Below are 11376 nucleotides of genomic sequence, written 5' to 3'. Positions count from 1 at the left end.
CCTCACGGCTGATCGGCGCCGCGGCGGGCCATGATCCGCCGGCCGCCTGTGACCATCTCGCTGAAATGCAGGGCATCCACCGCCCGGGCAAACAACCAGCCTTGGCCAAACGCCACGCCTTCGCTGGTCAACAGGTCAGCCTGGGTTTCCAGTTCCACCCCCTCGGCGATTACCCGCAAGTGCAGCGCGTGAGCCATGCGAATGATATGCGGGGCGACGCCACTGCTGGCGGCATCATGGCCCAGCGCATCGATGAACGCTTTGTCGATCTTCAGGCAATCCACCGGCAAGGTCTGCAAGTAGGCGAGGCTTGAGTAGCCCGTGCCGAAATCGTCGATCAGGATGCGGTGGCCCACCTTGCGCAAGGCTTGCAGGGTTTCCCGCGCCACAGCGACGTCCACCAGCCCGCGCTCGGTGACTTCGAAAGCAATCTGGCTGGCGGCCACGCGGTGCTGCAGCAGCAGGCGCGCCACCACCGCGCCGATCCGTGGCCGGGTCACGTCGCAGGCAGCCAGGTTCACCGACACATAGAGCTTCGGATTGGCCCGCAACAAAGGTCCCAATTGATCCAGCAGCCGCGCCAGAACAAAATCGGTGATTTGTTCAATCTGTCCGCTGCTTTCGGCCAGTGGGATGAACAGATCGGGGCTGGTCAGGCTGCCATCCGAGCGCCGCCAGCGCACCAGTGCTTCTGCCCCCACGCAGACCCGGCTGTGCAAGTTGATGATGGGCTGGTAAAGGACCAGCAGCTCGTTGCGCCGCAGAGCGCCCTGTAGTTCGCCCTCGAGAGAACGCCGGCGACGCACCTGCATCAAGGTCATCCAGCCGATCATCAGCGCCAGCACCAGGCTGATGGGCAACAACAACCACAGCGTGGTGTCGTTCTTCAGGAATGGGGCGGGTCGTGGGGTGATCATCACCAGTTGATAATCAGGGACGTGGGTGTCCATGCGATAAATCAACCGGTCGCCCTGGGTAGTCAGCGCGTTGCCGGGCGCGACCGGCCAGTCGGGCGTGGGTGGCCAAGGCTGGGCCGGGCCGAGCACGGGCACCGCCCGACGGCCATTGTCGACGATCACCAGCAAGCTGGCCCCCTTGGGCAGATCGGCGACGTCGGCCAGATGCCCGCGGGACGTCGAGACCCGGAACGGGCCACGCCCCATCAAAAGCGCCGCGAGGTTGTCATCGGGTTCGCTGGAGGTGTTCAGCCAATAGCCGTAAGTGGTGCCGCTCAGATCTGGCGGGCGTTTGAAGTCGGGCAGGGGATGCCCGGGACGATTGGAGCAACCCTGGACACCATCGTTGAACGAGGTCTCGAAGATAAATCGATGGTCGACACCCACGCGTTGCAGCAAGGCCAGCATTGCCGCGCTGCAATCGCGAATGGGCTGCGACTCCAACTCGCGCATGCCTAGGCGCAACTGGCCGAAAACCTGCTCCAGGCGCAGCAGGAAACGCTCGCCACTGGCGTTCATCTGCGCGCTTTCGGCTGCCCGATTCTGGTGAATGATCAATGCGACACTGGCTGCCGTCAGCAGCGCAGCACTGAGCAACGCTGCGAGCAGAGCCAGTACCCAAGGGCGATGCGCCAAACGGCGAAACTGCAACAGTGTGCAAGTCATCGACCCTGCCTTGTCCGAACTACCTATTTGTATCCAAGGTATAGCAACGGTGAAATATTTTGCCCAAAGTTTACGCCCGCAGGTCAGGGCATATTGGCGAGGACTTGCAGGATTGCGGCGCTTTGCGCGTCGGGCTGACCATCATAACGCTGGGGCCGGAAGTGCATCTGAAAGGCAGCGAGCACATGGATGGTGGTGATATCCAGCACGCCGCTCTGTGGTACTGCATAGCCGACGCGAGCCAACTGATGCTGAAACCAGGCGATATTCGGCAGGTTGACATCGAAGCGGGCTTTTTGCTGGGCCACCGCAGCGGGCGAAGGCCAGATGCCCAGGCCTGCATCCGCAAGACGCTTCCACGGAAATAGAGGGCCGGGATCCTGCTTGCGCAGCGGGGCAATGTCACTGTGACCAATGATGTTGCGGGCCGGAATGCGATGACGCGCAGCGATGTCCCGTACCAGGGCGATGACATGCTCGATCTGCGCTTCGCTGTAGGGGTACCACACACGCCCGGTCGGGGTATCAAGGTAACCAGGGTTGACGATCTCGATGCCGATGGAGTCCGAGTTGAGCCAGGTGCGGCCTTGCCACTCGCTTTCGCCGGCATGCCAGGCACGCTGGTTCTCATCGACCAACTGGAACACGGTGGCCGGTGCATCATCGCCGATCAGGTAATGGGCACTGACCTCGCCGTGGGTCAGCAACGCAAGGGACCGAGCCTGCGGCGCCGAGGTGTAGTGCAGAATGATGTATTGGGCGCGGCTGTCGTAGTTAACCGAAGGGTGATCGTGGTTGATCTGAAGGCCCGTGGAACAGCCCGCCAGAAGGGCAGCAAACAGCAGGGAAGCGATAAGTCTCATAAAGGGGGCAACGCGGCAGGTAGACTGTAATGCAATATCATAACGCAGATAGGCGTGTGGAGCGCGGGCCTCAGCCCGCCTCGATCCGGTTGCGCCCGTTGTCCTTGGCGCGATAGAGCGCCTGGTCAGCGCGCTTGAGCACCATGTCGCTGTTCTCGCCGACCTTGAACGCCGTGACGCCCATGGACGCGGTGATGCTGACCCGCTGGCCCTTGAAGTGAAACGGACAGGCCGCCACGGTCGCCCTCAGCCCCTCCAGCCACGCTGCACCTTCCGCCAATTGGGTGGCCGGCATCAGCAAGACGAATTCTTCGCCGCCGAACCGGGCGATAAAGTCTTCAGGACGTAGCCGCTTGCGCAGCTGGGTGGCGATGATCTTCAAGACTTTGTCGCCGGCCAGGTGACCATAGCTGTCGTTGATGGTCTTGAAATGGTCCAGGTCGAGGATGCCGACCAACAGGCCTTTGTCGTGGGCCTCCTGGCTGGCTATTTCAGCTTCGAGACGCTCAGACCAGGCCGCTCGGTTGGGCAGGCCGGTCAGTGGGTCGATGAGCGCCTTCTGGCGCTGCTCTTCGAGATGTTCGCGGTAATCCTGGGCTTCGCGCTCCATGCTGATGACACGCTCGGAAAGGCCATGGAGCTGGGCCGCGATTTCCTGCTCGCGCTGGTCACGTTGCTGCTGGTGCTTGTCCATGGTGCCGAGCAGGTCTTCGAGGCGGTTTTCCAGCACCTTCTTCAGGCTGTCGACGTCAGTGGCACCTTCCATACTGCTTTGCAGCCCGCCCACCTGTTCGCGCAATTGGGTGTCGAGTTCACGGGCCGCGCTGCGATTGTCGGCATGCCCCTCACTGGCCGCCTGAAGGTTACCCTGGAAGGAATCCAGCCGTTCGTTGAGTTGTTGCAGGTACGTTTCGAACTCATGCTGGCCGCTGTCGTTGATCGCCAGGGTCAATACCGCCAGATCATCAAGGATCGGCAATAATTCGTACCAATTCAGCCCATGTTCGAGACGCAGACGCATGGAGTCGGCCTGGGGCTGATGGCGCTCCGGCAGACTGAGGTTGTCCAGAAGCCCCAGCAACGTTTCTTCGATGTGGCTGGCCACCGAACTGTAGGACGGCTCCGGGGATTCGGGCAGGGCATAGAGCACGTCCTGCTCGGGCTCTTCGGGGTCGATGGCGGCGATAGCTTCTGCCATGACAGCAGGCAGCGGGAGGCTGTCGAGGAAAACCCTGGCCGGTGAGCCGGGCCGCAGGACGGGGGCGATTACGGTGACGGCGGGCGAGAGTTCGGCATCCGCCTCGGCGACAGGCTCGGGCTCGACGGCAGCGGGGGCTGGCCCGGAGTCTGGCGCCTTGGCGGTCTCCAGAGGTCCTGCCGGGCCGGCCGGGCTGGCAACTTCTACGTCAGTCTGTGCTGGCGTCGCCGCTTCCCGCACCGGGACATCGGCTTCGACGGGGGCGTGAACAACCTCCTTGACCACTGGGGCCTCGTCGACGACCGGGCCGGCCGGTTCGACCGTTTTATCGGCAGCTGCCGGCACAGCTGGCTCGGCCTCGGCCTCATCTTCCGGGCTGTCGTAACGCCCTGCCGAATCGGCTGCCAAAGGCGTCGGCTGGCCGACTTCGCCCTGTCCCGACTGACCTGCAACAGGCTCGTCCGAGGTGCCGAACAGACGCTGCAGCAAGCCCGGACGGGCGCCCTGCTGCGGCTTTTCGGCCACGCTCAGCGCCTTGCTCTGCAGAGCACTCAACTCGGTCAGCAACAGGGGGATTTCGCGCACTTGGGCGGAGCGCTCTTCGACGTGCTTGGCAAACTTCTTCAAGGGCCCACGCACCTCACGTGGCAGCGGCAAACCTTGCAGCTGAACCACTAGCGCATTGAGGGCGGTGCCGATCTGGCTGACCCGAGTCTCGCGGCGCTGCTCGGAGTCCAGTACCGCCTTTTCCAGGCGCGGCAGCAGGGTCATGAGCTTGGCGTCCATTTCGTCCGTGCGCACCACTTCGCGCATTTCCTTCATGCACTGGTCGACCGCGCTGTCGTTGCCCTCGGCGGCCAGGGTGCTGCGCACCAGACCACGACGCAACAAGTCGACCCGAGCATTCCAGCGACGCTCCAGTTTTTCCTGCTGCTCAAGGCTTTTAAGGTATTTCTCTTTCCAGCGTTCGGCGTCTTCGCTCATGCCACAGGCTCACCCGGTTGCGGGCTCAATACAGGCAAGTTGTCGGTCACGAGACAGTCAGGCAAGCGGATCTCCACCGCCACGGGCAGGTGATCGGAGATCGGCTGGGCCAGCACCTGTACCCGTTCAAGGGTCAAGCTGGGGCTGAGCAAAATATGATCAAGACAGCGTTGGGGACGCCAGCTGGGAAAGGTCGCCTCGACCTGAGGCGCCAGCAGGCCAAGATCACGCAGCGGCGAATGCAGCAGCAGGTCGTTGGCGTGGGTATTCATGTCGCCCATCAACACCTGGTGGCGGTACCCGCCAATGAGCTCGCGAATGTAGGCCAGCTGTAGCGTACGGGTCTTGGTGCCCAGGGCAAGGTGCATCATGACCACGGCCAGGGCATTTTCGCCCTCGCCGAAACGCGCCAGGATCGCCCCGCGCCCGGGGGGGCCCGGCAGCGGATGGTCTTCGATCGAGGTCGGCCGCAAACGGCTGAGCACGCCATTGCTGTGCTGGGCCAGACGGCCAAGGTTGCGATTGAGTTGCTGGTACCAGAAGGGAAAACCAGCCAGACGGGCCAGGTGCTCGACCTGGTTCACATAGCCGGAGCGATGGCTGCCGCCATCGGCCTCCTGCAAGGCCACCAGGTCGAAGTCGGTCAGTAGCCTGGCGATCTTCTGCAGGTTGCCGGCGCGCCCGGTGTGCGGCAGCAGATGCTGCCAGCTGCGGGTCAGGTAATGGCGGTAGCTCTCGGTGCTGTTGCCGACCTGGATATTGAAACTGAGCAGGCGCAACCGGCCATCCTGCGCCAGCCCGCCTGCCGGGCAATCTTCATTGACCCGCGGGGCATGCAGGCCGACGACTCGTGGCGTTCTCCAGCGCTGCATGACCATACTCCGCTTACTGCGTCGCGCCCCCTTTCATGGCGGCGCGCTCCTTGGCGATCAATTGATCGGCCACGTTGAGCGCTTGCTCCTCACCGCCAGCCGAGCCGACATCAAAACGATACTTGCCATTGACGATCATGGTCGGGACGCCCTGAATCCCGTAGGCCTGGGCCAGCTTCTTGTCCTTGGCCACTTCGCCGGCGACGGCAAAGGAGTTGTAGGTCTCAAGGAACTTGGCCTTGTCCACGCCCTGGGTGGCGACGAAGTCAGCCATCTCTTCCGGGGTCTTGAACATCATGTGTTCTTTATGGATAGCGTCGAACACGGCGGTGTGCACTTTTTTCTCCACGCCCATCAGGTCCAGAGTCACGAACATCTGCCCGTGCACGTCCCAGATCCCGCCGAACATGGCCGGGATGCGTTTGAAGTTTACGTCAGCCGGCAGTTTGGCGATCCACGGGTTGATGACCGGTTCGAATGCGTAGCAGTGCGGGCAGCCATACCAGAACATTTCGACCACTTCGATCTTGCCCGGCTCCGAAACCGGCACCGCAGGGGTCAGCTCGACATAAGTCTTGCCGGCTTCCATGGGGACATCGGCCGCCTGGGCGGCGGTCATCCCGAACACACTGGCAGCCACCAGCGCGGCGCCGAGAATCAGATTACGCATGCTTTACTCCTGAGCAAATGAGGGTCGCCTTGACTCGGCTAGTGGTGGGACCGGCCGGCCAGGGTTGAGTTCGCTAGTGTAACGGCAGTGGAAATAAAAAAGCGCGGCCGCCCTGATCAATTGATCCGTGCCGGGCAAATTTCACATTGCCAAACGTGTCAGCCGCCGCTCCAGCCACACACGAGTGGCAGGGCATCATATACTGGGGTTTTTCCGACGCAACGCAGTCGCGCCCCTACCGGATATCCCATGCAAGTCAAAAACCCGATTCTCGGTCTGTGCCAGCAGGCTACCTTTTCGCTCAGCGCCGCCAAGGTCGAACAATGCCCGGATGACGACGGCTTTGAAGTCGCCTTCGCCGGGCGTTCCAACGCCGGCAAGTCGAGCGCGCTGAATACCCTGACCCACGCCAGCCTGGCCCGCACCTCGAAGACTCCCGGGCGCACCCAGTTGCTCAACTTCTTCGAGCTGGACGAGCAACGCCGCCTGGTGGACCTGCCCGGTTACGGCTACGCCAAGGTGCCGATCCCGCTCAAGCTGCACTGGCAGCGCCACCTGGAAGCCTACCTGGGCAGCCGCGAGAGCCTCAAAGGGTTGATCCTGATGATGGACATCCGCCATCCCATGACCGACTTCGACCTGTTGATGCTCGACTGGTCCATTGCCAGCCACATGCCGATGCACATTCTGCTGACCAAGGCCGACAAGCTGACCTACGGCGCCGCCAAGAATACGTTGCTCAAGGTTCAGGCGGATATTCGCAAGGGCTGGGGCGACGCGGTCAGTATCCAGCTGTTCTCGGCACCCAAGCGCCTCGGGCTGGAGGACGCCTACGCGGTGCTGGCGCGCTGGATGGAGTTACCGGACAAGATCGAAGCGTAAAAGCGGCGCACCGGGGCTTTCTCGCCGACAAAAAAAGCCCCGGACTTCATGTGGGGAGGGGAAGTCTGGGGCTCAAGTTTCCGGACCGCTAGGGCGGCGTCCGGATATCTGCCAACACTTAACACACAACATAGGAGCATCGAAGGCTTCTCAGCCATTCGCAACATCAGAGCGGCCGTACGGGATTTAGTTCCGGACCAAACGGACGTTTCATGTGGGGTTCAGGGTTTTATGTGGACCCGTTCCCGAGCCAGCGTGCTCCTGCATTTCGGGGACAACCCCGGCGCGCATCAATGCGCCTCATCCCAATTCAGCCCTACCCCGACCTCCACCAGCAACGGCACATCCAACTGCGCCGCACCGCTCATGTGTGGGCGAATCTCACGGCTGACCTGCTCGACCAGATCCTCACGGACTTCCAGCACCAGTTCATCGTGAACCTGCAGGATGACGCGGGCATCCAGGCCTGACGTAGCAAGCCAGTTGTCCACTTCGACCATGGCACGCTTGATGATGTCGGCCGCCGTGCCCTGCATCGGGGCGTTGATCGCGGTACGCTCGGCACCCTTGCGCAAGGACGGGTTTTTCGCGTTGATGTCCGGTACATAGAGGCGCCGGCCGAACAGGGTTTCGACAAAGCCCTGCTCGGCGGCCTGGGTGCGGGTGCGCTCCATATAGTCGAGCACCCCCGGATAGCGGGCGAAGTAACGGTCGATGTAATTTTGTGATTGCTTGCGGTCGACACCGATCTGCTTGGCCAGGCCGAATGCGCTCATGCCGTAGATCAGGCCGAAATTGATGGCCTTGGCACTGCGACGCTGATCGGTGGTGACGGCTTCCAGCTCGACCCCGAACACTTCGGCGGCGGTGGCCCGGTGCACGTCCAGGTCGTTGCGAAAGGCGTGCAGCAATCCTTCGTCCTGAGCCAGGTGAGCCATGATCCGCAGCTCGATCTGCGAGTAGTCGGCCGCCACCAGCCGGTAGCCCTGAGGCGCAATGAACGCCTGGCGAATGCGCCGGCCTTCGGCAGTACGAATCGGAATGTTCTGCAGATTCGGATCGCTCGAGGACAAACGCCCGGTGGCAGTGACCGCTTGATGATAGGAGGTGTGGATGCGCCCGGTGCGCGGGTTGATCTGCTCCGGCAAGCGGTCAGTGTAGGTGCTTTTGAGTTTGCTCATGGAGCGGTACTGCATCAGCACCTTGGGCAGCGGATAATCCTGTTCGGCCAGCTCGGCCAGCACCGCTTCAGCGGTAGACGCCTGGCCCTTGGCGGTCTTGCTGAGGATCGGCAGCCCCAGCTTTTCGTAGAGAATCACCCCCAACTGCTTGGGAGAGCCCAGGTTGAACTCCTCGCCGGCGATGGCAAATGCCTCGCGCTCAAGCGCGACCATTTTCTCGCCCAGCTCGACGCTCTGCACCCCCAGAAGCCTGGCATCCACCAACGCACCTTGACGCTCGATCCGCGCCAGCACTGGCACCAGGGGCATTTCGATGCTGTCCAGCACCGAATCCAGCGCAGGGATAGCCGACAGCTTGCCTTGGAACAGCTCGTGCAGCCGCAAGGTCACGTCGGCATCTTCGGCGGCGTAAGGCCCGGCCTGCTCCAGAGAGATCTGGTCAAAGGTCAACTGCTTGGCGCCCTTGCCGGCGATGTCCTCGAACTTGATATTGGTGTGGTTGAGATACCTGTGCGCCAGGCTGTCCATGTCGTGACGGGTGGCCGTGGAGTCCAGCACGTAGGATTCCAGCATGGTATCGAATTTGACGCCCTGCACATGAATACCATTGGCCGGATCGCCGCCAATGGCGCAGTTGGCCAGAATATTGATGTCGTACTTGGCGTGCTGGCCGACCTTGGCCTTGAGCGGGTCTTCAAGCAACGGCTTGAGGGCCAGCAAGGTTGCGTCACGGTCCAGCTGCTCGGGAACGCCCATGTAGGAGTGGGTCAGCGGGATGTAGCAGCCTTCATGGGGCTTGACCGAAAACGACAGCCCGACCAGTTGCGCGCGTTGAGCATCCAGGCCGGTGGTTTCGGTGTCGAACGCAAAAAGCTCGGCTTGCTGAAGTTTCTCCAGCCAGACTTGAAAGCGCGCCATGTCCAGGATGGTTTCGTAACTGGATTCGACTTCAACGATGGGCTCGACTTCGACGATAGCCTCGCCTTCACGCTTGGCGTCACGCTGAACCTCATCGACCCAGCTGCGAAACTCCAGCTCAGTGTACAGCTCCAGCAGGGCCTGGTGATCCGGCTCGCCGCACATCAGCTCATGCAGTTCGACATCCAGCGGCACGTCAAGCTTGATGGTCGCCAGCTCGTAGGACATGAACGCTGCGGCGCGGTGCTCTTCGAGCTTGGCGGGCAGGTTCTTGGCGCCACGAATGGGCAGTGCCGGGACCTTGTCGAGGTTGGCGTACAGCTCGGCCAACCCACCGCCGACGCCTACCAGCAGGCCCACAGCGGTCTTCTCGCCGACACCGGGCACCCCCGGAATGTTGTCGACCTTGTCCCCCATCAGCGCCAGGTAGTCGATGATGTGCTCGGGGCCTACGCCGAACTTTTCCTTGACCCCGGCAACGTCCAGCACGGTACCGGTCATGGTGTTGACCAGGGTGACATGGCCATCCACTAGCTGTGCCATGTCCTTGTCGCCGGTAGAAATCACCACCGGGCGGTCAGCGGCGGCACTGCTGACCGCCAGGGTGCCGATCACGTCGTCAGCCTCGACGTTGTCCACGCACAGTAGAGGGAAACCCAGGGCGCGCACGGCGGCGTGCAGGGGCTCGACCTGCACCCGCAGATCTTCGGGCATGCTCGGACGGTTGGCCTTGTAGTCGGCGTACAGCGTGTCACGAAAGGTCCCCCCCTTGGCGTCGAACACCACCGCAAAGGGGCTCTCCGGGTACTGCCGGCGCAGGCTCTTGAGCATGTTGAGCACGCCCTTGACCGCGCCCGTGGGCATGCCCTTGGAGTTGGCCAGCGGGGGCAGGGCGTGGAAGGCGCGGTAGAGGTAGGACGAACCGTCCACCAGAACGAGGGGCGCTTGGCTCATGTGCAGAATCAACCTTTTCGCTGGGCCCGGCGGTAGAATGGCCGGATCATTGACGACAAAGGGACAAGGTTATCATGCAAGCCTTCATTCGCTTGCTCCTCACCGGCGTTATGATGACTGTCCCGATGACATGCTGATCCCGCCGTGGGAAATTTTTACCCGGAAACGACTCCCACACTTTTTTCAACCGGGCACCGCCAGCGAGCGGCGCCAGTATGGGCAACCTTTGAACATGTCTGTGTTTACTCCTCTGACCCGGCCGCAGCTCGAAACCTTTCTCGCCCCCTATGGCCTGGGCCGTCTGCGTGATTTCCAGGGGATTGCCGCCGGCACCGAGAACAGTAATTTCTTCATCAGCCTGGAGCATGGCGAGTACGTCCTGACCCTGGTGGAACGCGGTCCTGTCCAGGACCTGCCCTTTTTCGTCGAGCTGCTGGAAGTGCTGCACCAGGCCGACTTGCCGGTGCCTTACGCCCTGCCAACCACAGACGGTGTGGCCTTGCGCGAGCTGGCAGGCAAGCCGGCGCTGCTGCAGCCGCGCCTGGCCGGCAAGCACATCAGCCAGCCGAACAACCAGCACTGCGCGCAGGTGGGCGATCTGCTGGGGCACATTCATACCGCCACCCGCAGCCAGATTCTCGAGCGCAAGACTGATCGCGGTCTGGACTGGATGCTGGAAGAAGGTCGCCAACTGGGCTCGCAACTGAGCCCAAGCGCCAAGGCCTTGCTGGATCAGGCGCTGGTGGAGATCGAACAGCACAAGGCGCGCCTCCTCGCGCTCCCTCGTGCCAACCTTCACGGCGATCTGTTCCGCGACAACGTGTTGTTCGAGGGCACCCACCTGACAGGGGTGATCGACTTCTACAACGCCTGTTCCGGGCCGATGCTCTATGACCTGGCCATCACGGTCAACGACTGGTGCAGCGATGCCGCCGGCCAGCTGGACGCACCCCGCGCCCGAGCCTTGCTGGGCGCCTACGCCAGTTTCCGACCGTTCACCGCCGCTGAAGCCGAGCTCTGGCCCCTGATGCTGCGCGTGGCCTGTGTGCGTTTCTGGGTATCACGCCTGATTGCGGCCCAGGCGTTCGCCGGCATGGATGTCTTGATCCACGACCCGGCAGAGTTCGAAGTGCGCCTGGCGCAGCGGCATAAGGTCGAGGTATCGTTGCCGTTTGCGCTGTAACCGTTGATGTCGATGGAGCAGGCCCGAGCTTGCTCGGTCCTGCTCTGAC

The 11376-nt window shown here is 62.4% G+C and carries 8 protein-coding genes; 2 read left to right on the top strand and 6 right to left on the bottom strand.

The genetic code is table 11. From position 1 onward, the window contains the following. Positions 1 to 2 precede the first annotated feature (2 nt). The 5 genes from HB675_RS10035 to HB675_RS10015 form a co-directional block, all read right to left on the bottom strand. The gene (locus tag HB675_RS10035) at positions 3 to 1622 is read right to left on the bottom strand and encodes an EAL domain-containing protein (RefSeq protein ID WP_213878151.1); all 1620 of its coding nucleotides are present in this window, start codon (positions 1620 to 1622) and stop codon (positions 3 to 5) included. Between the two features lie 83 nt (positions 1623 to 1705). Continuing rightward, positions 1706 to 2485 (bottom strand): N-acetylmuramoyl-L-alanine amidase, encoded by a 780-nt coding sequence (locus tag HB675_RS10030; protein ID WP_213878150.1) that lies wholly within the window; start codon positions 2483 to 2485, stop codon positions 1706 to 1708. A gap of 70 nt (positions 2486 to 2555) precedes the next feature. Beyond that, complete coding sequence (locus HB675_RS10025; protein ID WP_213878149.1) at positions 2556 to 4667, bottom strand: GGDEF domain-containing protein; 2112 nt, start codon at positions 4665 to 4667, stop codon at positions 2556 to 2558. Continuing rightward, the gene (locus HB675_RS10020; RefSeq protein ID WP_213878148.1) at positions 4664 to 5539 is read right to left on the bottom strand and encodes an endonuclease/exonuclease/phosphatase family protein; all 876 of its coding nucleotides are present in this window, start codon (positions 5537 to 5539) and stop codon (positions 4664 to 4666) included. The genes HB675_RS10025 and HB675_RS10020 overlap by 4 nt, the downstream gene beginning before the upstream one ends. A 13-nt stretch (positions 5540 to 5552) precedes the next feature. Continuing rightward, a complete protein-coding gene (locus HB675_RS10015) occupies positions 5553 to 6209 on the bottom strand; it encodes a thiol:disulfide interchange protein DsbA/DsbL (protein ID WP_213878147.1) in 657 nt (218 codons plus the stop codon). Positions 6210 to 6458: 249 nt separating this feature from the next. On the opposite strand from HB675_RS10015, the gene yihA reads away from it, so the two are divergent. After that, on the top strand, positions 6459 to 7091 hold the full coding sequence (gene yihA, locus HB675_RS10010) for a ribosome biogenesis GTP-binding protein YihA/YsxC (RefSeq protein ID WP_213878146.1): 633 nt from the start codon (positions 6459 to 6461) through the stop codon (positions 7089 to 7091). A gap of 290 nt (positions 7092 to 7381) precedes the next feature. Here the strand turns inward: yihA and polA are convergent, their stop codons facing one another. Further along, entirely contained in the window at positions 7382 to 10144 is a 2763-nt protein-coding gene (gene polA / locus HB675_RS10005) for a DNA polymerase I (protein ID WP_213878145.1), read from the bottom strand. 232 nt (positions 10145 to 10376) lie between these two features. On the opposite strand from polA, the gene HB675_RS10000 reads away from it, so the two are divergent. Continuing rightward, positions 10377 to 11327, top strand: a complete 951-nt coding sequence (locus HB675_RS10000; protein WP_213878144.1) for a homoserine kinase — start codon at positions 10377 to 10379, stop codon at positions 11325 to 11327. Positions 11328 to 11376 lie beyond the last annotated feature (49 nt).

The organism is Pseudomonas sp. dw_358 (assembly GCF_018449655.1).
GTDB lineage: Bacteria > Pseudomonadota > Gammaproteobacteria > Pseudomonadales > Pseudomonadaceae > Aquipseudomonas.
Note: the sequence above shows the minus strand (reverse complement) of the source record. Positions and strands in the feature narration are given on the sequence as shown.

Coding starts and splice junctions, on each gene's coding strand:
- HB675_RS10035 (WP_213878151.1), bottom strand. CDS start 1,622: ATGACTTGCACACTGTTGCAGTTTCGCCGTTTGGCGCATCGCCCTTGG.
- HB675_RS10030 (WP_213878150.1), bottom strand. CDS start 2,485: ATGAGACTTATCGCTTCCCTGCTGTTTGCTGCCCTTCTGGCGGGCTGT.
- HB675_RS10025 (WP_213878149.1), bottom strand. CDS start 4,667: ATGAGCGAAGACGCCGAACGCTGGAAAGAGAAATACCTTAAAAGCCTT.
- HB675_RS10020 (WP_213878148.1), bottom strand. CDS start 5,539: ATGCAGCGCTGGAGAACGCCACGAGTCGTCGGCCTGCATGCCCCGCGG.
- HB675_RS10015 (WP_213878147.1), bottom strand. CDS start 6,209: ATGCGTAATCTGATTCTCGGCGCCGCGCTGGTGGCTGCCAGTGTGTTC.
- yihA (WP_213878146.1), top strand. CDS start 6,459: ATGCAAGTCAAAAACCCGATTCTCGGTCTGTGCCAGCAGGCTACCTTT.
- polA (WP_213878145.1), bottom strand. CDS start 10,144: ATGAGCCAAGCGCCCCTCGTTCTGGTGGACGGTTCGTCCTACCTCTAC.
- HB675_RS10000 (WP_213878144.1), top strand. CDS start 10,377: ATGTCTGTGTTTACTCCTCTGACCCGGCCGCAGCTCGAAACCTTTCTC.